We start from the raw sequence: 23,174 nt of genomic DNA, 5'->3' as shown, positions 1-23,174 counted from the left end.
GTCATCGCCCCGTGACGCACGTAGCGACGCTCGTGCCGAGGCATGCGCGCTGCAGCGCTCGCCGAGCGATGCGCCAGCCTCTCGAGCCATCGATCCGCCGCACCGTGCTCGCGACGCTCGCGGTGGCCGGTGTGCTCGGTTGTGCGTCGCCGCGCCGCGCCACGTTCGAGATCGTCTTCGCGAGCGACGCGCTCGCGCAGCGCGCGGTGCGCGCGTCGGTGACGGTGGCGTCCGGGAGCTGTCGCGGGAGCGTGCTCCACGAGGACGAGTTCGACGTGCGCGATCAGGGCGCGCCCATCGCGCCGCTCGCGCCGGGCACGTACGGCTTCCGCGTGCGCATCACCGACGCGTCGTGCGCGGTGTACGCCGAGGGATGCACGCAGGTCGTGCTGCCCGCCGACGATGCGCACGTCGTGGTCGTCGTCGCGGAGCGCGTCTCGCAGTCGACGTGCGACGCGACGAGCTGTCGCGCCGGGGTCTGCGGCGGAGGTCCGATCGCGATCGACGACGCCGGGCTCGTCGAGCTCGACGCGGGGCCGCTCGACGAGGCCGACGCGGGGATCGCCGCGCTCGACGGTGGCGCGCCGCCCGCCGACGCAGGCGCGCCCGACGCGGGCCCGGCCCCCGACGACGAGCTCGTGCCGTCGAACATCCCGCCGCCGCTCGTGTCGATCGGCAGCGGTGATCTCGTGGTGCGCGCGTCCGACGACGTCGTCGTGCTCGACACCGACGACGGCACGATCGAGCGCCTCTCCGACGGATCGAACCGCAGGCCCTCGGGCGTCGTGATCTCGGTGCTCCCGCAGCTCGGCGGCGCGCCCGATCTCACGATCGTCTCGCTGCGATCGCTGCTCGTCGAGGCGGGCGCGGAGCTGCGCGTCGTCGGCAGCGCGGCGCTGGTGCTCGCGGTGCGCGACGAAGCGCGGATCGAAGGGCGTCTCGACGCCGATGCCGATGGCGACGAGCCCGGCCCGGGCGGGTTCGCAGGCGGGACCTCGTCGTCGCGCGCGGGCCGCGGCCCGGGCGGCGGCGCTGCGGGCGCCGGCACGTCGACCGACGTCGGCGGCGGCGGCGGCGGCTTCGCCGCGCCCGGCGGTGCCGGCGGCGACCACGACGACACCCGCGGACCGGCAGGAGGCGCGCGCTGCGGCGAGGACGATCTCTCGCCGCTGCTCGGGGGCAGCGGAGGCGCGGCCGGCGGTGGCTCCGACGCACCCGGTGAGGGCGGCGGCGGCGGCGGTGCGGTCCAGATCGTCGCGGAGCGCATCGTGATCGCGGCCGGCGGCGTGATCGACTGCGCGGGCGGCGGCGGGCGTGGCGGCGCGCTCGACGACGGCGCCGGCGGGGGCGGCGCGGGCGGCGCGATCCTGCTCGAGGCGCGCACGCTCGAGGTGCACGGCGTGCTCGTCGCGAACGGCGGCGGAGGCGGCGCGGGCGCCGACGTGTCGCGCCGCGGCGCCGACGGAGAGCCCGGTCAGACGGCCTCGCGCGCCGCGCGCGGCGGCACGGGCAGCGGCGAAGGCGCATCGGGCGGGGCCGGCGGTGCGACCGGCGCGGTCGGCGGTGTCGCAGGGCGCGCGGCGACGGGCAGCCTCGACAACGCGGGAGGCGGCGGAGGCGCCGGTGGACGCCTCCGCCTTCGTGCCGCCACGATGTCGCTCGACGGCGCGGTGATCTCACCGCGTGAGGCCGCCACGTTCGCCGGGCTGTGACGCTCACTCGAGCGCGAACGACCCGTACGACGGCTTCCCGACGCGCCGGTACACGCTCATCACCACGCCGGTGGTGCTCGTGCTCGAGCGCGCGAGCGAGAGCGCGCTCGGCGCGACGCTCGGCTCGAACAGCCGCTTGCCGGTCCCGAGCACGATCGGGAACTGCATCACGTTCAGCTCGTCCACCAGATCGGAGCGCAGCAGCGTCTGCAGCAGCCCCGCGCTGCCGTGCACCTGCAGCTCGCGCGCGTACTGCTTCTTCAGCGCCGCGACCGCCTCGACGACGTCGCCCTGGATCACGCTCGACGCGTTCCACGAGGCCTCGCGCATCGATCGCGATGCGACGTGCTTCGGCAGCGCGTTCAGCTTCGCCGCGATGGGATCGTTCGGATCGGTGACCCGCGGCCAGTGCGCGGCGAACGTGTCGTAGGTGAAGCGCCCGAGCAGGAACGCGTCGACGCGCGAGAAGACGTCGACGACGAACGCGCCCAGCGCGTCGTCGAAGTACGGAACGACCCACCCGCCGTGGGTGAACCCGTCGCGCCGATCCTCGTCGGGCCCACCGGGCCCCTGCATCACACCGTCGAGCGTCACGAACGTCGTCACCGTCAGCTTGCCCATCGCGTCCTCGCTTCCTTGCCGAGACGACGAACGATCGGCGCTTGATACGACACGCCTCGGCGCTTTTTTTCATGGTCGCCGATTCCGCCGACGCTCGGCGCTTGCGTGCCCTGGTTGCGGACCGAACTCACCGCTGATTCGCGAACGGAGCAGTGAGATGCCTGATGTCGTCCTCGAACCGGCCGCGCGCGACCTCGCCAAGGCCACGTCGAAGCCGCCGTTCCTCTACGAGCTCTCCCCCGCCGACGCGCGCAAGGTGCTCGACGGCCTGCAGTCGGGCCCGATGGATCTGCCCGCGATCGACGAGACCTGGGTCACCGTCCCCGCCGACGTCGGCGACGTGCGGGTGCGCGTCGTGAGACCGAAGGGCGCGACCGGCTCGCTCCCCGTCGTGCTCTACGTGCACGGCGGCGGCTGGGTGCTGGGCAACGCGCGCACCCACGATCGCCTGGTGCGCGAGCTCGCGGTCGGCGTCGGCGCGGCGGTGGTGTTCGTCGAGTACACGCCGTCGCCCGAGGCGCACTATCCCGTCGCGATCGAGCAGGTCTACGCGACCGCGCGCTGGATCGTGCGCGACGGCGAGGGCATCGGGCTCGACCCCGGACGCATGGCGATCGCGGGCGACTCGGTGGGCGGCAACATGACCGCCGCCGTGGCGCTGCTCGCGAAGAAGCGCGGCGACGTCCGCTTCGTGCACCACTCGATGTACTACCCGGTCACCGACGCCGGCATGAGCACGCCGAGCTACGCGCAGTTCGCGAACGGCCCGTTCCTCACCGCGAGGGCGATGGCGTGGTTCTGGGATGCCTACGCGCCCGACGTCGCGAGGCGATCCGAGATCACCGCGTCGCCGCTGCGCGCGACCGCCGAGGACCTGAAGGGCCTGCCCCCGGCGTTCCTGATCGTCGACGAGGCCGACGTGCTGCGCGACGAGGGCGAGGCGTACGCGGCGAAGCTGCGCGAGGCGGGCGTCTCGGTGACGACCGTGCGCTACGACGGCATCTGCCACGACTTCATGATGCTGAACCCGCTGCGCGACACCCAGGCCGCGAAGGCCGCGACCGCCCAGGCGATCGACGTCCTGCGCGAGGCGCTCGGCACGAGCGCTCACGCGGATCGGCGCTCGGGCTCGTAACACAGCAGGACGAGCTGCTGGCCGAGCTGCGTCGTGCGCACGAGCCTCAGCGCTCGTCGCTGCACGACGTCCTTCCACATCGGCGTGCCGCCGCCGAGCACCACCGGGTGCACGATCAGCCGGTACTCGTCGACGAGGTCGAGCGCGCTCAGCGTCGCGACGAGCTCCGCGCCCGCCCACGCGACGATCGGCTCGCCCGGCTGCTGCTTGAGCTCGCGGATCGTCTCGCCCACGCGATCGCGCACGACGCGCGTGTTCTGCCACTCGGCGCGCTCGAGGGTGCGCGAGAGCACGACCTTCGGCAGCGCGTTCATCTTGCGCGCGAACGCGCGCTCGTGCGGCGAGCGCGGGTGGCGCTCGGCCTCGGGCCAGTAGCTCAGCATGATCTCGTACGAGCGTCGGCCGAAGATCGCGAGCCCGACCGAGTCGATCATCTCGTCGCAGTACTGCTCGAACTGCGGATCGCCGTCGTGGAACCAATCGATCTCGCCGTTCGGGCCGTCGATGAAGCCGTCGAGCGACACGCACATCGAGACGTAGAGCCGCCGGCCTGCCTGGGTTTCGGTCGTCATGCCCGGAGGACGAACGAGAAGGCCGCGAGGATAGGGAGCGCGGCGAAAAAACCGCGACGTGCCGAGGCGCGCGTCATGCTTGACAAGCACACGCTGCACCCTGCAAGGAGCGCTTGTCATGCCTCCGAACCGACTGCGCGCGCTGCGCGAGGCACGCGGGCTCTCCCAGGTCGCGCTCGCGTCGGCCGCGAGCCTCACGCGGCAGAGCATCGGCGCGATCGAAGCGGGACGCGCCGTGCCGGGTGTGGACGTCGCGCTGCGGCTGTCGCGCGCGCTCGACACGACCGTCGAGGAGCTCTTCGGCGCCGCGCCGAGCGAGGAGACGATCTCCGCCGAGCCCTGGGGCGCGACGCGCCCGGGCCGGGTCGCGCTCGCGAAGATCGGCGGACGCTGGGTCTCGTACCCGCTGCACGGCGGCGCGGTGCGCGCGGCCGACGGGATCGCGGGCATGCCGGTGAAGGGCAGGGCCACGGTCGAGGCGGTGCGTCCGATCGCGGAGAGCGCGGAGAACCTGATCGTCATGGGCTGCGCCCCCGCGCTCGGCGTGCTCGCCGCGCGATCGGCGCGCGTCGTGTGGATCCCGGCCTCGAGCACGCGCGCGCTCGAGGCGCTGGCGTCGCGCCGCGCGCACCTCGCGGGCGTGCACCTCGTCGACGCGCGCACCGGCGAGGCGAACGTGCCCGACGTGCGCCGTCACGCGGGCGCGGGGCGCTTCGTGCTGATCACGCTCGCGCGCTGGGAGGCGGGGCTGGTGATCGCGCCCGCGCGCGCGAACACGATCCGCGGGCCGGGCGATCTCGGCCGCCGGGGCATCCGCGTCGTCACCCGCGAGCCGGGCTCGGGCGCGCGGCGCCTGCTCGATCGCGCGCTGCGCGACGCGGGATGCGCGCCCTCGACCATCCAGGCGAGCGGGCACCTCGAGGTCGCGCACGCGGTCTCGCTCGGCGCGGCGGACGCGGGCATCGCGACGCGTGACGCGGCGATCGCGTACGGGCTCGACTTCGTCGCGCTCGCCGAGGAGCGGTACGACCTCGTGGTGCCGCGCGCGCTGCTCGCGGACGCGCGGGTCGAGCGCTTCTTCGACGTGATGACGGCGGGGCCCTCGCGCCGCGAGCTCGCGTCGCTGGGCTACGACGTGAGCGCGAGCGGCACGCGCGTCGCGGAAGTGAGCGCGGCGTGAGAGCGCTCGCGCTCGTGCTGCTGCTCGCGGCGTGCAGCGATCCGCCACGCGAGGATCGGCTCGTCGTATTCGCGGCGTCCTCGCTGCGCGACACGTTCGCGGAGATCGGCGACGAATTCGAGCGTGCGCATCCGGACGTCGAGCTCACCTTCCAGCTCGCGGGCACGCAGCAGCTCCGCGCGCAGATCGAGCAGGGCGCGCCCGCCGACGTTCTCGCGTCCGCCGACGTGCAGCACGTCGACGAGCTGGTGCGCGCCGGGCTCGTCGCGTCGCCCGTGGTGTTCGCGCACAACGAGCCGGTGATCGTCGTCGCGCCCGACGTGCCGGTGCGCGCGCTCGAGGATCTGCCCGCGGCCACGCGCATCGTGATCGGCGCGGAGAGCGTGCCGATCGGTCGCTACACCCGGCGCATCCTCGAGCGCCTGCCCGCGGAGCTCCGGGCGCGCATCGAGGCGCGGATCGTGTCGCACGAGCTCGACGTGCGCGCGGTGCTCGCGAAGGTGCGCCTCGGCGAGGCAGACGCCGGCATCGTGTACCGCACCGACGCGCGCTCCGCGGGCGACGAGGTGCGCGTGGTGAGCATCCCGCCCGAGCGCAACGTCGTCGCGGAGTACCCGATCGCGATCACGACGAACGCCGCGCACCCCGCGCTGGCGCGCGAATTCGTCGAGCTCGTGCGCTCCGAGCGCGGACGGCGCGTGCTCGCCGAGCACGGCTTCGCGCCATGACGCGCGCGCAGTCGATCCTCGTCGCGGCGCTCGGCGGCGTGCTCGCGATCTTCCTCGTGGTGCCGCTCGTCGCGCTCGTCGTGACCACCACCGATCTCGCGGCGGGCCTCGCGAGCCCGCTCGTCGTGCCCGCGCTGCGCCTCAGCTTGCTCACCACGCTCGCGAGCCTCGGCATCGTCGTCGTGCTCGGGATCCCGCTCGCGTGGTCGCTGCGCAGCGCGCGCGGTCCGGTCGCGCGCGTGGTGGAGACGATCGTGCAGCTCCCGATCGTCGTGCCTCCTGCGGTCGCCGGGGTCGCGCTGCTGCTCGCGTTCGGGCGCCGGGGGCTCGTCGGCGCGTGGACGGGATCGCCCGCGTTCACGACGCTCGCGGTGGTGATGGCCGAGGTGTTCGTGGCCGCGCCGTTCTTCGTGCAGGCCGCGCTCGGCGCGTTCCGCCGGGTGGACGAGCGGCTGATCGTCGTCGCGCGCACCTTCGGCGCGTCGCCGCTCCGCGTGCTGCTGCGGATCTCGCTGCCGCTCGCCGCGCCGGGGCTGCTCGCCGGCGCCGCGATGTCGTGGGCGCGCGCGCTCGGAGAATTCGGCGCGACGCTGATGTTCGCGGGCAACCTCGAGGGCGTGACCCAGACGATGCCGCTCGCGATCTACACCGCGATGGAGTCGGATCTGCGCGCGGCGCAGGCGATGTCGATCGTGCTCGTCGCGGTCGCGGCGGCGCTCTTCGTCGCGATGCGCGCGCTGCTGCGGAGAGCGACGTGAGCCTGCGCGCCCGCATCGAGGCGCAGGTGGGGCGGCTGGCGATCGACGTCGAGCTCGACACCGGGCCCGGCGTGCTCGCGATCGTCGGGCCCAACGGTGCGGGCAAGACGACGCTGCTCTCGTTGCTGCTCGGCGTGCTGCCGGTCACGCGCGGGCGCATCGAGGTGAACGGCGTGGTGCTCCTCGACACGAGCGCGTCGGTGAACGCGCCGGTCGAGGCGCGCCGGCTCGGGTACGCGCCCCAGGATCACGCGCTCTTTCCGCACCTCGACGTGCGCGGGAACGTGGAACTCGCGGTGTCGAGCGCGCTGGCACGTGCCGAGCGCGCGCGCCGGATCGACGAGGTGCTGCGCGATCTGCAGATCGAGCACCTCGCATCGCGGAGGCCGAGCACGCTCTCGGGCGGTGAGCGCCAGCGCGTCGCGCTCGCGCGCGCTCTCTCGATCTCGCCGCGCGCGTTGCTCCTGGACGAGCCGCTCGCCGCGCTCGACGCGCGCGCGCGCCGCGAGGTGCGCGACTTCCTGGCGACCACGCTGGGTGCGCTCGCGATCCCGAGCATCGTGGTCACGCACGATGCCGCGGAGGCGCGCGCGCTGGGCCAGCGCATCGCGGTGATGGAGGCGGGGCGCGTCGTGCAGCAGGGCACGTGGGACGAGCTCGTCGCGGCGCCCGCCACGCCGTTCGTCCGCGAGCTAGCTGCACACGCCTGATCGACACACGCTCGTGCCGCAGCAGCCGGTCGACGTCGTGCACGCCTGGCCCGACTCCGCGCAGCACACCTTGCGCGTCCCGGACGTCGTCGTGGTCGCGCAGATCAGCCGGCCGCAGCAGTCCTCGCCGTCGATGAACGAGCAGGGCTCGGTCGCGAGCCCGCAGCACACGGTGCGCTCGGGGCCCGACGTCGCGGTGGTCGCGCACGCCAGATCGCCGCAGCACTCCGACTCGCTCGCGCACGCGCTCGTGGCCTCGACGCACATCCACGCGTCGGGCGGCGCGTCGAGCGCGCCGTCGCTCGCGTCCATGTCGTCGCCCGCGTCGAACGGCAGGAGCCGCGGCGTGGTGCAGGCCGCGAGCAGCAGCGAAGCGAGCAGCGCTGTCGTCGATCGTCGCATCGTCGCTCGGCGATCACCCCTGGAGTACCATAGACCGCGACGTGACAGCCCCGGGCGACACCCTCGGACCTTACGTCATCGAAGCGGAGATCGCGTCGGGCGGCATGGGCGTCGTCTACCGTGCGCGCAACCGCGTCACCGGGCAGCTGCGCGCGCTCAAGGTCGTGCGCCCCGAGCTCGGGCGTGATCCCGACTTCGTCGATCGCTTCGTGCGCGAGGCGACGATCGCGTCGCAGCTCCAGCATCCGAACCTGGTCGAGACCCACGAGCCCGGCATCGACGGCGGCACGATCTACCTGCCGATGGAGCTGCTCGAGGGCGAGACGCTCGCGTCGCGGCTGCGGCGCGTGGTGCGCGTCACGCCGTCCGAGGCGGCGGCGATCCTGGTGCCGATCGCCGAGGCGGTGCAGCTGCTGAACGATCGCGGCCTGGTCCACCGCGACCTCAAGCCGGGCAACGTGTTCCTCGCGCGCACCGACGCGGGCGAGACGCCGAAGGTCATCGACCTCGGCACCACGCGCGACGTCGAGGACGACGAGCACACCCACACCGGGATGGTGATCGGCTCGCCGTTCTACATGGCGATCGAGCAGGCCGAGGGACGGCGCGACATCGACGCGCGCGCCGATCAGTACGCGCTCGGCGTGATCGCGTACCAGATGCTCACCGGCGCGCGCCCCTACGAGTCCGACGACTCGCGCAGCGCGCTCGCGAAGCTCCTGCGCGGCGATCCGTACGCGCCGCCGAGCACGATCGCGTACGTCGGACCGGCGCTCGAGCGCGTGATCGAGCGCGCGCTGCAGCACGACCGCGAGCGGCGCTTTCCGACGACGCTCGCGTTCGCGCGCGCGTTCGCGGAGGCGGCGCGCTCGGGCGTGTCCGAGCCTCCGACCTCGGTGCACCGCCGCGCGGCGCCGGCACGACGGCGCGCGCTCGTCGGCGCGGCGATCGTCGCGGCGCTCGCCGCGTTCGGTGGGATCGCGGCGCTCGTGGTGACCGATCGCGCCGAGCCTCCGGTGATCACGGTCACGCCGCTGCCTCCGCCGCCGCGCGCGGCGGCCGCGCCCGCGACGGCGCCGAACGTCGAGCCCGCGCCGCCCGCCGAGCCCGTCGTCGCGCCGGCGGCGAGCACCACGCTGCAGGCGGATCCCGCGCCGCGGCCCGCGCGACGTCGTGCCCGTGCGCGTCGCGATCGCGCGCCTTCCGACGCCGACTGCGGCGCCGCGACCGGCATCCCGTGCCTCGACTGACGATCACGTTGCTGCTCGCGCTCGCCGCGGCATGGGCACCATCGCGGCTCGCGGCGCAGCCGTTGCCCGAGTGCGACGGCGACGATCCTCGCGGCGCGCGCGTCGCGCTCACGGAGGGCACCGCGCTGCTCCAGGACGCGATCGCGGAGGCGCGCCGTCGCGGCGCGCGCGTGCGCGTGATCGCCGAGTCCGCGCTCGCGCGCTTCGATCGCCAGTGCGCGCTCGGCGATCCCGCTGCGCTCGCCGAGCGAGGCGCGGCGTTGATGTTGATGGGCGAGCCGCTGCGCTCGGCACAGAGCTACGACGCGTTCTTGCGCGTGCATCCGCTCTCGTCGCTCGACGGTCGGCGGCGCCGTCGCATCGAGGCGAACCTCCAGCCCGGCGAGGCGATCGTCGAGCTCGATCGCGGCAGCGCGCGGCTGGTCGTCGACGGGCTCGACTTCGGCCCGCTGCCGCGCAGCACCGCGGTGCGCCTGCCGCCCGGAGCGCATCGCTTCGAGGCCCACGATGCCGAGGGCGACGTGCTCGCGAGCGCGAGCGCGACGCTGGTGGTGGGCGAGGCGCCCGCGCTCGTGCGGCTCGTGTCGCCTCGCGTCGAGGTCGAGCCCGACGCGACGCCGGATTTCAGCGCGTGGTACGTGGCGTCGGCCGCGCTCGGCGCAGCCTCGCTCGCGACGGGCATCGGCTTCGTCTTCGCGGTGGACGAGCGGCAGCGTGCCTACGACGAGGTCTGCACGCTCGGTCTTCCGGCGACGGGGTGCGAGGCGGTGCTCGTGGAGCGCGACGCGGCGCTCGGCGCGAGCATCGCGGGGTTCGTCCTCGCCGGCCTGTCGATCGCCGCGCTCGTCACGATCGTCGTGATCGATCTCGAGCACGACGATCGGCCGATCGCGATCCGCTGGGGCGGCACCTCGCTCGCGCTCGAGGGGACGTTCCGATGAGCGAGCGCGCGTACGCCGCGATGATCCGAGGCGCGCTCGACGAGGCCGCGCTCGTCGTCTCGCAGCCTGCGCGCACCGCGATCGATCACGCGTGGTCGCTCGCGCTCCGGGCCGCGGGCGCGCTGCTCGATCCCGACGCGTTCGAGGCGCCCTCCGTCGACGAGATCGCGCGACATCGCACAACGCCGCTCGATGCGCGCGCCATCGCCGCGCTCGCGTGCGCCCACCTCGCGCGCCGTGCCGTGCTCGGCTTCGCGCGCCGAGAGCTCGACGCGATCACGTCGCTCCACGCCGCGCTCGCCCACGATCTGCCCGACGCGTCCGAGCCGCGCCTCTGGCTCGCGCTCGGGCACGCCTGGTCGGCGTGGCTGCGCGGCGATCTCGAAGACGACGACGCATCGCTCGCGACGATCGAGCGCCTCGCGCGCGAGGCCGGCAGCGCGCCGGTGGTGATCGATGCGGGCACCCTGCGCGCGCTCCGCGCCGAGAGCCGCGGCGACGTCACGTCGATGCTCGCGCACGCCCGACGCGCCTCGCGCATGGCGCGCACCGAGGCGCTCCCCGCGCACGAGCACCTCGCGCACCTCGTGCTCGCGCGGGCGCGCCGGAGCGCGCGCCATCCGCACCTCGCGCTGCGCATCCTCGGAGCGCTCGATCGGTTCGTCGCCGAGCCCTGCCGTCCGTGGGTGCGCTGGGAGCGCCTGCTCGCGGGCGACACCGAGGCCCTCGAGGGGCTTCGCCCCGCGCCCGACGCGACCTGCGCGGAGCGCGGCGCAGCGGCGCTCGCGTCCGTGCTCCGCGCCGCGACCGCCGGCGACGAGCCCGCGCTCGAGCGCGCCGCGCATGCGCTCTTCGACGCGGTGGGCCCGATCGCGTTCGCCGCGCGCGAGGCACGCCACGTCCTCGTCGCGCTCGACGCGCGTGTCGACGCGCGCGCCGAAGAGCCCGAGCTCGCCGCGTGGTGCAGCGGCGCGACGATCGCCGCGCCGGCTTCGATCCACGGCCTCTGCATGCGCATCGACGCCGAGTCGCGCGACGCGGCCGAGGCGATCGTCCTCGCCGCGCCCGATGCGGCGCCGCGCCGCGTGCTCGGGGCCGCGGGCGCGCTCGTCGCGCGGCATCCCCGCGTGCACCTGCGCAAGACGCTGCGGCGTCGTGGCCGCGTCGAGACGCTCGTCGCGGTGCTCGCGTGCGCGGGCCCCGAGGGGCTGACCGACCCCGAGTGCTTCGCGCGCACCTACGAGATGCCCTACGACGCGATCGCGCATCGCGGCGTGTTCGAGGTGCTCGTCACCCGCGCCCGGCTGTACCTCGAGGGCGCGGGCGAGATCGTGCGCGGCCAGGGCGTCATCGCGCTGCGCCTGCGCGCCGCGATCGCGGTGCCCGATCCGCGCTGCGCCGCGCCGATCCACGACGCGGTGCTGCGCGTGCTCGCGCACGACGGTCGCGTGACCGCGAGCGATGCCGCGAAGCGCGTCGGGCTCTCGCTCCGGGCGGTGCAGCAGGCGCTGCGCTCGCTCGCCGAGGACGGCGTGTGCGTGGGCGAGAAGGAAGGCCGGCAGATCGTCTACGCCGTCGAGGACACCACGTTCTCCGAGCCGACCTACTTGCTCGCGCGCCGCTCGTGACCCGACGTCGCGTAGAGGGCGCGCCGACGTGGCGCGGTGCGACGGAGAGCGCGCCGTTGCTGCTGCTCGGGATGCGCCCATCTGGCGACTCGATGCCGCCCGCTCCCACCGATCTCACCGACGAGAGCCTCTACGTCTCCACGGGACACCTGCCGCCTCCTGCCGACGTGCAGCGCCGCGTGCAGGCCGCGTTCGAGCACGCGCGCGTCCACACCGAGGGCGCGTGCTCGGAGGTCTATCCGGCGCTCGCGCGCGTCTCACCCGAGCTCTTCGGCGTCAGCTTGGCGGGCATCGACGGGAGCCTCGTCTCGATCGGCGACGCACGGCACCCGTTCACGATCATGAGCGTCGCCAAGCCCTTCACGTTCGCGCTGCTCTGCGAGGCGCTCGGTCCTGCCGCGTGCCGGCGCCTGATCGGCGCGAACGCGACGGGCATGCCCTTCAACTCCGCGGCTGCGATCGACTTCGGCGACGAGGGGCGCACCAACCCGATGGTCAACTCGGGCGCGCTCGCGGCCGCGAGCCATCTGCCGGGCGAGAGCCTCGAAGCGAAGTGGGCGCACCTGAGCGAAGGCCTCGCGCGCTTCGCCGGACATCCGCTCGCGCTCGACGAGGACGTGTACGCGTCCGCGATGCAGACGCACCACCGCAACCACGGCATGGCGTGGCTGCTCCACGGGCTCGGCCGGCTCGGGATGCATCCGACCGAGGCGACCGAGCTCTACACGCGTCAGTCGTGCGTGCAGGTGACCGCCGAAGATCTCGCGCTCATGGGCGCGACGCTCGCCGACGGCGGCGTGCAGCCGAAGACGCGCGAGCGCGTCGTCTCGGTGGAGAGCTGCGCGTACGCGCTCGCGGTGATGACGACCGCGGGAATGTACGAGACGTCCGGCGACTGGCTCTACGAGGTCGGCATCCCCGGCAAGAGCGGGATCGCCGGCGGCATCGTCGCGGTCGCGCCGGGCAAGGGCGCGCTCGGCTCGTTCTCGCCGCTGCTCGACGGCGCGGGCAACAGCATCCGAGGACAGCTCGTCGCGCGCGAGCTCTCGAGGAGCCTCGGGCTGAGCCTGTTCACGTCGTCTCCCGCCGAGCCGCCCCGCGCCGAGAGCCGCGCCATGCCGCCGTCGTCCGAGTGGGCGCGCGGCTGGTGATCGAGGGATCCCGTCTGCGTGCGGCGCGCGTGCACGACCACGATCGCGACGTGGTCGTGCACGCGACGCGCACGCTACCGGCTACCGACGGCGACGGCGCGCCGCCACCGCGATCATCGCCGCGACCAGCCACCACGCGCTCGCGCTCGGCCCCGACGACACCCCGCCCGACGACACCGCGCAGCCGCCGTCGACCCGCACGCGTCCGCCGCCCGTTCCGCCGTCGGTCCGCGGCGTCGTGCCCACGCCGCCGTCGCTCTCGACGCCCGTGCACGAGAGCCCGTCGTCGGCCTCGCCGTCGCAGTCGTCGTCGCGCCCGTTGCACACCTCGTCGCTCGCGCTCTCGTCCACCTCGCCGTCGCAGTCGTCGTCCACGCCGTTGCAGATCTCGTCCACCGCGTGCTCGTCGACCTCGCCGTCGCAGTCGTCGTCGCGCCCGTTGCACGCCTCCATCTCGGCGCGGCAGGTGCGGCTGCTCGAGAGGATCGTCGTCCAGTAACGCGCGTCGGTCCAACCCTGCTCGTTGCCCATGTCGCCGAGTTCGATCACCGCGCCGAACGAGTCGCCCGCCGAGGGCTGGCAAATCCATCCGACCGCCGCGCGCGCGCAGATGTCGTCGAGCCCGTCACCGCTCACGTCGGCGAGCTGGATCGTGTCGTAGTAGTGCGCCGCGCTCCATCCGTTCGCCTCGTCCCACGCAGGACCGGCGTGCCCGACGAAACCGTCGCCATCCCACGTCCAGCAGTGCACCTGCGCGTTCGCGCGCGCGCACAGATCGTCGGCGCCGTCGCCGTTCACGTCGCCCACGCGCAGCGTCGCGTAGTTCGCGCGGTCGCTCCATCCGCTGCCGTTCGACAGCGGCGCGACGATCACCGTCTCGCCGAAGCCGCTCTCGCTCGCGAGCACGCAGCGCAGATCCGTCGAGCTGCGCGCGCACACGTCGGCGCGCCCGTCGCCGTTCACGTCCGCGAGGCGCAGCGTGCTCCAGTACTGCACCGCGCCCCAGCCGCTCTCGTCGCTCCACGCCGGCCCCGCGACGCGCGTCGGGAAGCCCTCGCCGTCGGCGAGCCAGCACTCGATGCCCGCCGAGCTGCGCGCGCACACGTCGCTGCGCCGATCGCCGTTCACGTCGCCCATCCGCACCGTGCCGTAGAACCGCGGCGCGCCCCAGCCCGACGCGTCCGACCAGCGCGGCCCGTCGATGCGGCGATCGAAGCGCGTCCCGTCCGAGAGCCAGCACCCGAAGCCCTGGCTGTCGCGCGCGCAGAGATCCTCGCGGCGGTCGCCGTTCACGTCGGCCAGGCGCAGCGTCGTGTAGAAGCGCGCCTGGTTCCACCCGTTCGCGTCGGAGATCGCGGGGCGCCACACCGCGGGCGCGGTGAACCCGTCGGCGGTCGCGACCGCGCACCACACGTCATCGTTCGCGCGCCCGCAGAGATCGGCGCGTCCGTCGGCGTTCACGTCGCCCATGCGGATCGTCGCGTAGTTCGTCACGTCGCCCCAGCCGTTCGCGTCGCTCCACGGCGCGGCGAGCACCGCCTCGTTCCATCCGCCGTCACGCGCGGTCCAGCAGCGCACGCCGGACGCGCCGCGCGCGCACACGTCGGCGCGTCCGTCGGCGTTCACGTCCGTCGAGCTCGGCGGCGCGTAGGCGTGCGGCTGCTCCTGCAGCAGCGCGACGTCGCACACGTCGTCCTCGTCGCTGTTGCCGTCGCAGTCGTCATCGCGCCCGTTGCACACCTCGGCGCCCGGCGTGCAGCTCGCGCCGCACACGTTGCGCTCGACCGGGTGCGTGTAGCGCCACGGATCGACGCCGCGGTCGTAGTCGCCGTCGGGATAGATCGAGTAGTGCAGGTGCACCACGCCGTTCGACGCGCTGCCGGTGCGGCCCACGTAGCCGATCACCTGGCCCGCGGTGACCCGCACTCCGTCGCGGATCCCCGGCGCGATGCGCTGCAGGTGGCAGTAGAAGTGGTACCAGCCGCAGTCGTCGACGACCGTGACCTTGTTGCCCGAGTAGCTCGAGAACCCGACGAGGGTCAGGCGCCCCGCGCTCGACGCGACGACGGGCGTGCCCTCGGCCGCCCAGATGTCGTTGCCGATGTGATCGCCCGCGATGAAGTCCTCGTTGGAGTAGGCGTCGTCGCAGGTCCAGAGGCTCGAATTCCCGGCGTTCCGGTCGTAGCCGTGGTTGTGACGGCCGCGCACGGGATACACGGTGACGACCGGGTTGCATCGGACCGCCTCGGTCGCGACTTCCACCTCTGGCGCGTTGGTGCACGCGCCCAGCACCAGGACGACGGCGAGCGCGCTCGAGACTCTGCCCATGAGATGCCTCCTCCGGTTCGACCGCGTACCACCCGCGCGCCGCGGCGGGCACTTACGGATGCTTCGCGAAAAAAAATCGCGAGCGATGTCGATTCGCGCGCCGCTGGTTCGTCGTTCCATCGAAGGGCAGGCTCGGGGCCTGCCGATGCGGAGGAAGAAGACATGCGCGTTCTCGTGATCATCAAGGCGAACAAGGCGTCGGAGACGGGTCAGATGCCGAGCGAGAAGCTCATCACCGAGATGGGCAAGTTCAACGAGGACCTGCTGAAGGCGGGCGTCCTCCTCGGGGGCGAGGGCCTGCACCCGAGCTCGAAGGGCAAGCGCGTCGTCTGCTCGCCGAGCGGCAAGAAGACCGTCGTCGACGGGCCCTTCGCGGAGACCAAGGAGCTCATCGCGGGCTTCTGGATCTGGAAGGTCGCGTCGATGCAGGAGGCGGTCGACTGGGTGCGCCGCGTGCCGATGCCCGAGGGCGAGACCGAGGAGTCGACGATCGAGATCCGCCCGATCTTCGAGGCCGAGGACTTCGGCGCGGAATTCACGGCGGAGGAGCGCGCGCGCGAGGACCGCATGCGCGCCGAGCTCGAGGCCCGCGCCGCGAAGAAGTGAGCGGGCCATGCGCTTCATGCTGCTGATGATCCCGAAGGGCTACGAGGCCGCGCCCCCGGGCACGATCCCCGACGACGTCGAGCGCGTCACGGCGATGGCGAAGTACAACGAGTCGCTGCAGCAGGCGGGCGTGCTGCTCGCGCTCGATGGGCTGCATCCGCCGTCGATGGGCGCGCGCGTCTCGTTCCGCGGCGGCAAGCCGAAGGTGGTCGACGGGCCGTTCGCCGAGGCGAAGGAGGTGGTCGGCGGCTACTGGCTCATCCAGGTGCGCTCGCGCGACGAGGCGATCGAGTGGGCCCGCCGTTGCCCCGCGAGTGACGACGAGATGATCGAGGTGCGGCAGGTGCAGGAGTGGTCGGAGTACCCGGCGGACGTGCGCGAGGTGCTCAAGCCGGATCTCACGGCGCGGTGACGCGCGATCGCGCGCCCGGCGTCAGCGTTGACACCGGGCGCCTGCGCACCGACGTCCCCTCGGGAGGTCGCACCGATGGCACCCGAAGCGCCGAGCGCGGCAGCGCCGATCCTGGTCACCGGAGCCGCGGGACGGGTCGGCGCGATGGGCCGCATGCTGGTGGAGCGCCTGCGCGAGAGCGGCCTCGCAGTGCGCGCGCTCGTCCATCGCGAGGACGCGCGCGCCGACGCGCTGCGCGCGACCGGCGCCGAGGTCGTGCTCGGCGATCTCACGCGCACCGAGGACGTGGCGCGCGCCCTCGCGGGCTGCCGTCGCGTGTACTTCGGCATGAGCGTGTCCGAGCAATACCTCGCCGCGACCACCGCGGTCGCCGCGGTGGCGCGCGCGCAGGGCGACCTCGAGGTGCTGGTGAACATCTCGCAGATGACGGTCTCGCAGATGAGCCTCACCGACCAGACCGACTCGCCCCAGCAGCGGCTGCACTGGCTCGCGGAGCAGGTGCTCGCGTGGTCGGGGCTCCCGGTCGTCGAGATCCGCCCGACGGTGCTGTTCGAGAACCCGTTCTTCCTCTCGTGGGCCGCCGAGTCGATCCGGCGCGACGGCACGATCCGTCTCCCGTTCGGCGCGGGACGCACCTCGCCCGTCGCCGCGCGCGACGTGGTCGACGCGGTCGCGGTGATCCTGCGCGACCCCGCGCCGCACATCGGTCGCACGTACGAGCTCACCGGGCCGCGATCGCAGGACATGCGCACGATCGCCGCGCAGTACGCCGCGGCGCTGCACCGCCCGGTGACCTACGTCGACGTGCCGTTCGAGCAGTGGCGCGATCACGAGCTCGGGCCGCGCAACCTGCCGGAGCACCTGCGACACCACATCGAGGTGATGGCGCGCCTCCACGCCGCGAACCGCTACGATCGCGCCACGTCCGACGTGGAGACGATCACCGGTCACCCCGCGACCGACATCGTGCAGGACGTCGCGGGGCACGTCGCGGAGTTCGCGGCCTGAGGCGCAGATGAAGAACGACGTGGGACGAACCATCGACGCGGTGTGGAGGATCGAGTCTCCACGCATCGTCGGCGCGCTCCTCCGCATGACGCGCGACGTCGCGCTCGCCGAGGAGCTCGCGCAGGAGGCGCTCCTCGCGGCGCTCGAGCGCTGGCCCGAGCACGGCATCCCCGACAACCCGAGCGCGTGGCTCGTCACGACCGCGAAGAACCGCGCGCTCGACGAGCTGCGCCGCCGCAAGATGCTCGCGCGCAAGCACGAGGAGATCGGTCGCGAGCTCGACGAGCGCGACGCGCCGGACCTCGAGACCGCGATCGACGAGGACGTCGGCGACGACGTGCTGCGCCTCGTGCTCATCGCGTGTCATCCGGTGCTCTCCACCGAGGCGCGCGTCGCGCTCACGCTGCGCCTCGTCGCGGGCCTCACGACCGAGGAGATCGCGCGCGCGTTCCTGGTCGCCGAGCCCACCGTCGCGCAGCGCATCACGCGCGCGAAGCGCACGCTCGCCGAGGCGCGCGTGCCCTTCGAGGTCCCACGCGGCGCGGAGCTCGCGGAGCGGCTCGAGTCGGTGCTCGAGGTCGTCTACCTCGTGTTCAACGAGGGCTATCTCGCGACGTCGGGCGACGATCTCATGCGACCGCAGCTCTGCGAGGACGCGCTGCGCCTCGGGCGCATCCTCGCGGCGCTGGTGCCGAACGAGCCCGAGGTGCACGGCCTGGTCGCGCTGATGGAGCTCTCGGCGTCGCGCGCCGATGCGCGCGTCGATGCGAAGGGCGACCCGGTGCTCCTGCTCGAGCAGGATCGCGCGCGCTGGAGCCCGCTGCTCATCCGTCGCGGCCTCGAGGCGCTCGCGCGCGCCGAGTCGCTGCAGCGCCCGCTCGGCCCGTACACGATCCAGGCCGCGATCGCCGCGTGCCACGCGCGGGCGCGCACCGCGCGAGAGACCGACTGGGCCCGCATCGTCGCGCTCTACGATGCGCTCGCACAGATCACCGGCTCGCCGGTGGTCGAGCTCAACCGCGCGGTCGCCGTCGGCATGGCGTTCGGCCCAGAGCAAGCGCTCGAGCTCGTCGACGCGCTCCAGGAAGAGAGCGTCCTGCGCGACTACCACCTGCTCTACGCGGTGCGCGCCGACCTGCTGATCAAGCTGGGACGAGCGCGCGAAGCGCGCGCCGAGCTCGAGCGCGCAGCGTTCCTCGCGAAGAACGCCCGCGACAAGGCGATGCTGCTCGACCGCGCGTCGAAGCTCGGCGATTGAGCGTACCCTCGCTCGCATGCGCGTCGTGCTCGCGACCGTCGGCACTCGAGGGGACGTCCAGCCCATGCTCGCGCTCGCGCAGGCGCTCACGCGGCGCGGGCACCACGCGATCGTCGCGTGCCCCGACTCGTTCGCGCCGTGGGTGCGCTCGTTCGGCGTCGAGCACCGCGCGCTCGGCGAAGATCTCCAGGCGCTCATGGCCGAGAAGGGCGCGTCGTTCGAGCGCTCGCTCGCGAGCATGAAGTCGTACTTCCGCGAGCAGCTGCTCCAGCAAGCGCCCGCGCTGCTCGACATCACGCGCGGCGCCGACGCGATCGTCGGCACCGCGATGGCGTGGATGGCGCCTTCGGTCGCGGAGAAGCTCGGCATCCCGGCGCTCGAGCTCTTGCCCACGTCGTGCGCGCCCTCGCGCCTCCACCCGCCGCCGCTGATGCCGTTCTACGGCTTGCCGCAGTGGCTCAACGCGCTCTTGTGGTGGACCAGCGATCACATCCAGAACGGCCTCATGGGCGCGCCGGTGAACGAAGCGCGCGCGACGCTCGCGCTCCCGCCGATCGCGTCGTTCACGAGCCACCTCTTCGTCGACGTGCCCGCAGTGATCGCGGCCGACGACACGCTGCTCCCGCCCGACCCCGCGTGGAACGGGCGCTATCCCTACGCGGGCTTCCTGTTCCTCGACGATCCCGCGCCGCTCGATCCCGCGCTCGACGCGTGGCTCGCGAAGGGCGAGCCCCCGATCCACGTCGGGTTCGGCAGCATGGCGGGCGGTCACCCCGAGCGCGTCGTGGCCGTGCTCCACGACGTCGCGCGCGCGACCGGCCGTCGCGTGCTGGTCGCGGCGGGCTCCGCGAAGCTCGGCGCGTTGCCGGAAGAACTCCACGTCGTGCGCGATGCGCCGCACGCGAAGCTGTTCCCGCGCGTCGCGGTCGCGGTGCACCACGGCGGCTCGGGCACCACCGCGGCCGCGCTGCGCGCCGGCGTGCCCCAGGTCGTGCTCCCGATGATGCTCGACCAGTTCCACCACGCGCACCACCTCGCGCGCGCCGGCCTCGCGCCGAAGGCGCCGAGCATGGCGAAGGTCACCGCGAAGACCCTCGTCCGCGCGATCGAGGAAGCGCTCGCGCTGCCCGACGCGCCCCGCCGCGCGATGTCCGAGCGGCTCCGCGCGAGCGATGCGGGCAACGTGATCGTCGACCGCCTCGAGCAGATGACGCGCGCACGCGCGTGACCGCTGGCGCGCAATCGTGCACGGCTCCGCGCGAATCAGCTCCCCGCGCGCGCGCGCGGCGCTACACGCGCGGGATGACGAAGGACGAATGCGACGCGCTCGATCGCGCCCTCAGCGCCGGTCAGGCCGCCGGCGAGGCGATCGCCGCGCTCGACAGCGCGGTCCAGCTCCACCGCTTCGCGCTCGAGTACGACGTCAACGACGGCAACCTGCCGATCTACGCCGTGCTCGCGCACCCGCTGTGCGACGAAGGGACCGCGCTCTACTTCTACTGTCTGCGTCGGTGTCTGCGTCGGTGTCTGCGTCAGCGTCGGTGTCTACGTCAGCGTCGGTGTCTGCGTCAGCGTCGGTGTCTGCGTCAGCGTCGGTGTCTGCGTCAGCGTCGGTGTCTGCGTCAGCGTCTGCGTCTGCGTCTGCGTCAGTGACGGCGACGGCGTCGGCGTTGGCGTTGGCGTTGGCGTCGGCGCCCGTGTCGGCGTCCGTGTCGGCGTTCAGCGTCTGCTCTGCGTCAGTGTTCTGCTTCCGCGTCCGTCCTCCGGACGCCGTGGGCGCGAGACTCGCCGTTTGCGTTGCTCGGGGCTCCGCAGAACGACCGACGCCGAACCAACCTCCGGCCCGACGCGCTGCTGATCGCGCGACACCGAGGCGGACGCGGATGCGAACGCGTCTGCAGACGCCGACGCCGACGCAGACGCAGACGCAGACACTGATACCCGACGCTGACACCGACACTGATGCCGACACTGACGCCGACACTGACGCGGACGCCGACACTGACACTGACACTGACACTGACGCTGACGCGGACGCCGACACTGACGCTGACGCTGACACTGACGCCAACGCCAACGCCAACGCCCTGCCGTCTCGACCGGAGGCCGGGATTGCTCCACTCGGGCTTCTCGAGGATGCCGTCGTGCTCGACCGCCTCAACGATGACCGCTTCGCGGTCACCCGTGCTCGCCTCCTCCGCTGCGCTCCGTGCGGCTCCGCGCGGGCGCTTCGCGTCGTTGACCCGGTCTGCGCGCGCCGGGCGGTGGGCGGAGCCCCGAGTGGGACGCGAACGGAGGAAGACGATGCTGAAGCTGACGGAGAACGCGATCGAGTGCTGTCGTGACGTCGGTCGGATCGCGAAGGTGATCGCGAAGCACGATCGCTCGCTCGCAGATCAGCTGCGGCGCGCGATCACGTCGGTCGCGCTGAACGCGGCGGAAGGAACGAGCGCGCACGACGGGAACGGGCGACAGAGGTTCCGAACCGCGCTCGGCAGCGCGCGTGAGGTCGATGTCGCGCTGCGCGTCGCCGAGGCGCTCGGGTACCTCGATGGGCTCGATGCCGCGCTGATGCAGAAGCTCGACCGGATCTGCGCGGCGCTGTGGAAGCTGACGCGATGAAGCACGCGGGCGGCCGGGCGAGCGCTCGGCCGCCTCCTCGGCGTGGGGGTCGGTCCGCGTCAGAAGTACCGATGCGGCGACTCGTGGTCCCAGTCGTCGTTCGCGCCGTCGGGCCACTGGATCGGCGCGCTCGCGAGCTCTTCGTGCGATGCGTCGTCGAGGCACGTCACGTTCACCGCGTGGAACGAGTCCCCGAAGGCCGGCAGGTACCCGCCGCGCGCGAACGCGCGGATGCCGCAGTGACGGCAGAACGTGAGGTGCAGGAACGGCTCCGACTTGCCCGGCGGGGTGTGACGGTAGTCGACGAGCGCGTCCTCTCCCGCCAGCAGCCGGAAGTCGGGCCCGACCGCGAACGCGAGCCAGTTCCGCGCCTTGCGACAGAGCGAGCAGTTGCAGCGGATGGTGCCCTTCGCGAGGTCGAGGTCGGCCTCGAAGCGCACCGCGCCGCAATGACAGGAGCCGCGATAGGTCTTCTTCATGAAGACGTAGACGGATGAGCGCCGCCGAATTCATCGCTGCGCGCGTCGAGCACCACCTTTCCGCGCACGTGCCCTCGCTCCACGTAGCGCATCGCGTCCGCGGCCTCCGCGAGCGGGAAGACGCGATCGATCACCGGGCGGAGCGCGCCCGTCGCGAGCAGCGCGCGCGCCTCCTCGAGCTCGGCGGTGCGCGGCGCCTCGTCGAGCGTCAGCACCTCGATGCGCTGCTCGCCTCCCCGGAACCGCCGCCACCCGAGCAACAGCGCCTCGAAGATCTGCGCGTTCGCCCCGCCGACCATCACGTACGTGCCGCGCGGCGCGAGGCGCGCCCGGTGCGCGGCGAGCGGGCGATGGCCGTTCACGCCGAGCACCGCGTCGTAGCGCTCGTCGTCGGCGTCGCCCGCCGAGCGGTCGAGCACGCGATCGGCGCCGAGCGAGCGCACCAGCTCGACGCTCTTCGGCCCGCACACCGCGGTGACGCGCAGCCCGCGCGCCTTCGCGATCTGCACGAGGAACGTTCCGACCCCTCCGCCCGCCCCGTAGATCTCGATCGACGCGCCCGGCGCGAGCCGCGCCCGCGCGAGCGCGGAGATCGCGGTGATCGACGCGAGCGGCACCGCGGCCGCCTCCGCGAACGACAGGCCCTCGGGCACCCCGACGAGCGAGCGCTCCGACACGCACACGTGCTCCGCGAACCCGCCGAGCCCGTCGAGGAACGTGTCGCCCATCACCGCATCGCCGATCGCGTGCTTCGTCACGCCCGGGCCCACCGCCACGACGATGCCCGCGACGTCGACGCCGAGGATCCGCCGGCGCGGTCGGAAGAGCCCGTTCGCGAGCCGCGCGAGGAACGGATCGGCGCGCATCAAGCGGGCGTCGGCCGCGTTGATCGACGCGCACGCCACCCGCACCAGCACCTGTCCGGGCCCCGGCGTCGGACGCGGCACCTCGGCGATGCGCAACACCTCGGGGCCTCCGTAGCGCTCGTACACCACGGCGCGCATCACCGGCCCGACGTGACGTCGTCGCTGCAGCGCCCACTCCGCGACCACGACGTTGATCGCCCAGCCCGCGCCCATCGCCGCGGCGTGGCTCGCCTCGCTCTGGAGCCCGTCGACCAGCACGAGCGGCACGTGCGTGAGCGCCTGCGTCCCCGCCCCGATCCCGATCGCGTACGCGCGCGTCATCCACGCGCCGTGCGCGACGAAGTCGCGACGCCGCACCGCGACCAGCCCCGCCACCACGAAGCCCGCCATCGCGGTGCCGGCGACGAGGCGCATCGCGAAGAGCGCCGACCCATCGAGCGGCCCCGGCGGGTACACGAGCGTCATCCACAGCCCCGAGAGCGCAGCGGCGAGCCCGAGCGGCGCGAGCACGCGCCCCGCCGCACGGTGCCACCCGAGCGCGCGGCGACGCATCCCCGGCGCGAGCTGGAGCGCGCCGAGCACGCTGAACGTCGTCGCGCTCACGACGTGCACGATCGCGGGGATCGGATCGGCAGCGAAGCGCGCGTTCTCGGCGAGCGTCGGATCGCCGATCGCGAGCGCGAGCAGCCGAGCGACGCCCGCGAGGGTCGGCACCGCGGCGAGCGCGAGCAGTCCGGCGAGGATCCCGAAGTCGGATCTCGGCGCGGCGAGTGGGAGCGAGGTGGAGTGGGCCATCGCGATGGATGC

At 73.5% G+C, this 23,174-nt stretch carries 23 protein-coding genes; 17 read left to right on the top strand and 6 right to left on the bottom strand.

Translation table 11 applies throughout. From position 1 onward, the window contains the following. Positions 1–68: 68 nt before the first annotated feature. A complete protein-coding gene (locus DB32_RS39270) occupies positions 69–1,712 on the top strand; it encodes a hypothetical protein (RefSeq protein ID WP_053237784.1) in 1,644 nt (547 codons plus the stop codon). 3 nt (positions 1,713–1,715) lie between these two features. On the opposite strand, the gene DB32_RS39265 is transcribed toward DB32_RS39270, so the two are convergent. Next, the gene (locus tag DB32_RS39265) at positions 1,716–2,333 is read right to left on the bottom strand and encodes a dihydrofolate reductase family protein (protein ID WP_053237783.1); all 618 of its coding nucleotides are present in this window, start codon (positions 2,331–2,333) and stop codon (positions 1,716–1,718) included. Between the two features lie 157 nt (positions 2,334–2,490). Between DB32_RS39265 and DB32_RS39260 the strand changes: the two genes are divergently transcribed. After that, positions 2,491–3,468 (top strand): alpha/beta hydrolase, encoded by a 978-nt coding sequence (locus DB32_RS39260; protein WP_053237782.1) that lies wholly within the window; start codon positions 2,491–2,493, stop codon positions 3,466–3,468. On the opposite strand, the gene DB32_RS39255 is transcribed toward DB32_RS39260, so the two are convergent. After that, positions 3,441–4,040, bottom strand: coding sequence for a dihydrofolate reductase family protein (locus DB32_RS39255; RefSeq protein ID WP_053237781.1), 600 nt, complete (start codon positions 4,038–4,040; stop codon positions 3,441–3,443). The genes DB32_RS39260 and DB32_RS39255 overlap by 28 nt on opposite strands. Before the next feature lie 118 nt (positions 4,041–4,158). Between DB32_RS39255 and DB32_RS39250 the strand changes: the two genes are divergently transcribed. Genes DB32_RS39250 through DB32_RS39235 form a run of 4 tightly spaced genes read left to right on the top strand, consistent with a single transcriptional unit; the run spans position 4,159 to position 7,416 of the window. Continuing rightward, a complete protein-coding gene (locus DB32_RS39250) occupies positions 4,159–5,220 on the top strand; it encodes a substrate-binding domain-containing protein (RefSeq protein ID WP_053237780.1) in 1,062 nt (353 codons plus the stop codon). Then, positions 5,217–5,948: a molybdate ABC transporter substrate-binding protein gene (gene modA, locus DB32_RS39245; protein WP_053237779.1), complete on the top strand. Its 732-nt coding sequence runs from the start codon at positions 5,217–5,219 to the stop codon at positions 5,946–5,948. The genes DB32_RS39250 and modA overlap by 4 nt, the downstream gene beginning before the upstream one ends. Continuing rightward, positions 5,945–6,706: an ABC transporter permease gene (locus DB32_RS39240; RefSeq protein WP_053237778.1), complete on the top strand. Its 762-nt coding sequence runs from the start codon at positions 5,945–5,947 to the stop codon at positions 6,704–6,706. Before modA ends, DB32_RS39240 begins: the two co-directional genes overlap by 4 nt. After that, the gene (locus tag DB32_RS39235; RefSeq protein ID WP_053237777.1) at positions 6,703–7,416 is read left to right on the top strand and encodes an ATP-binding cassette domain-containing protein; all 714 of its coding nucleotides are present in this window, start codon (positions 6,703–6,705) and stop codon (positions 7,414–7,416) included. The genes DB32_RS39240 and DB32_RS39235 overlap by 4 nt, the downstream gene beginning before the upstream one ends. On the opposite strand, the gene DB32_RS39230 is transcribed toward DB32_RS39235, so the two are convergent. Further along, entirely contained in the window at positions 7,399–7,818 is a 420-nt protein-coding gene (locus DB32_RS39230) for a hypothetical protein (protein WP_053237776.1), read from the bottom strand. The genes DB32_RS39235 and DB32_RS39230 overlap by 18 nt on opposite strands. A 41-nt stretch (positions 7,819–7,859) precedes the next feature. Here DB32_RS39230 and DB32_RS39225 point away from each other — a divergent pair, with 41 nt between their 5' ends. From DB32_RS39225 to glsA, 4 genes are all read left to right on the top strand, one after another. Then, positions 7,860–9,068 carry a serine/threonine-protein kinase gene (locus DB32_RS39225; RefSeq protein ID WP_053237775.1) on the top strand — a complete coding sequence of 403 codons (1,209 nt, stop codon included), beginning with the start codon at positions 7,860–7,862 and terminating at the stop codon, positions 9,066–9,068. After that, positions 9,056–10,009: a hypothetical protein gene (locus DB32_RS47665; RefSeq protein ID WP_157070090.1), complete on the top strand. Its 954-nt coding sequence runs from the start codon at positions 9,056–9,058 to the stop codon at positions 10,007–10,009. The genes DB32_RS39225 and DB32_RS47665 overlap by 13 nt, the downstream gene beginning before the upstream one ends. Continuing rightward, positions 10,006–11,637, top strand: a complete 1,632-nt coding sequence (locus tag DB32_RS47660; RefSeq protein WP_053237773.1) for a winged helix-turn-helix domain-containing protein — start codon at positions 10,006–10,008, stop codon at positions 11,635–11,637. Before DB32_RS47665 ends, DB32_RS47660 begins: the two co-directional genes overlap by 4 nt. A 92-nt stretch (positions 11,638–11,729) precedes the next feature. Next, positions 11,730–12,788 carry a glutaminase A gene (gene glsA / locus DB32_RS39210; protein WP_053239107.1) on the top strand — a complete coding sequence of 353 codons (1,059 nt, stop codon included), beginning with the start codon at positions 11,730–11,732 and terminating at the stop codon, positions 12,786–12,788. Positions 12,789–12,869: 81 nt separating this feature from the next. Here the strand turns inward: glsA and DB32_RS39205 are convergent, their stop codons facing one another. Beyond that, positions 12,870–15,116, bottom strand: coding sequence for a VCBS repeat domain-containing M23 family metallopeptidase (locus DB32_RS39205; protein ID WP_053237772.1), 2,247 nt, complete (start codon positions 15,114–15,116; stop codon positions 12,870–12,872). A gap of 162 nt (positions 15,117–15,278) precedes the next feature. Here DB32_RS39205 and DB32_RS39200 point away from each other — a divergent pair, with 162 nt between their 5' ends. The 7 genes from DB32_RS39200 to DB32_RS39165 all read left to right on the top strand — a co-directional run bounded on the left by DB32_RS39200 (position 15,279) and on the right by DB32_RS39165 (position 21,022). Beyond that, on the top strand, positions 15,279–15,722 hold the full coding sequence (locus tag DB32_RS39200; RefSeq protein WP_053237771.1) for a YciI family protein: 444 nt from the start codon (positions 15,279–15,281) through the stop codon (positions 15,720–15,722). Between the two features lie 7 nt (positions 15,723–15,729). Then, positions 15,730–16,134, top strand: a complete 405-nt coding sequence (locus DB32_RS39195) for a YciI family protein (RefSeq protein WP_053237770.1) — start codon at positions 15,730–15,732, stop codon at positions 16,132–16,134. A gap of 75 nt (positions 16,135–16,209) precedes the next feature. Next, positions 16,210–17,142 carry an NAD(P)H-binding protein gene (locus DB32_RS39190; protein WP_053237769.1) on the top strand — a complete coding sequence of 311 codons (933 nt, stop codon included), beginning with the start codon at positions 16,210–16,212 and terminating at the stop codon, positions 17,140–17,142. A gap of 7 nt (positions 17,143–17,149) precedes the next feature. Further along, the gene (locus DB32_RS39185; RefSeq protein ID WP_053237768.1) at positions 17,150–18,400 is read left to right on the top strand and encodes an RNA polymerase sigma factor; all 1,251 of its coding nucleotides are present in this window, start codon (positions 17,150–17,152) and stop codon (positions 18,398–18,400) included. A 16-nt stretch (positions 18,401–18,416) separates the two neighbouring features. Beyond that, positions 18,417–19,628: a glycosyltransferase gene (locus DB32_RS39180; RefSeq protein WP_053237767.1), complete on the top strand. Its 1,212-nt coding sequence runs from the start codon at positions 18,417–18,419 to the stop codon at positions 19,626–19,628. A 74-nt stretch (positions 19,629–19,702) separates the two neighbouring features. Next, complete coding sequence (locus tag DB32_RS47655) at positions 19,703–20,053, top strand: hypothetical protein (protein ID WP_053237766.1); 351 nt, start codon at positions 19,703–19,705, stop codon at positions 20,051–20,053. Between the two features lie 651 nt (positions 20,054–20,704). Then, on the top strand, positions 20,705–21,022 hold the full coding sequence (locus DB32_RS39165; protein ID WP_053237765.1) for a four helix bundle protein: 318 nt from the start codon (positions 20,705–20,707) through the stop codon (positions 21,020–21,022). Between the two features lie 59 nt (positions 21,023–21,081). On the opposite strand, the gene DB32_RS39160 is transcribed toward DB32_RS39165, so the two are convergent. Next, a complete protein-coding gene (locus tag DB32_RS39160) occupies positions 21,082–21,501 on the bottom strand; it encodes a GFA family protein (protein WP_053237764.1) in 420 nt (139 codons plus the stop codon). Next, entirely contained in the window at positions 21,498–23,162 is a 1,665-nt protein-coding gene (locus tag DB32_RS46055) for a DUF2306 domain-containing protein (protein ID WP_083458329.1), read from the bottom strand. The genes DB32_RS39160 and DB32_RS46055 overlap by 4 nt, the downstream gene beginning before the upstream one ends. Between the last annotated feature and the right edge of the window lie 12 nt (positions 23,163–23,174).

Source organism: Sandaracinus amylolyticus (assembly GCF_000737325.1).
Classification (GTDB): domain Bacteria; phylum Myxococcota_A; class Polyangia; order Polyangiales; family Sandaracinaceae; genus Sandaracinus; species Sandaracinus amylolyticus.
Note: the sequence above shows the minus strand (reverse complement) of the source record. Positions and strands in the feature narration are given on the sequence as shown.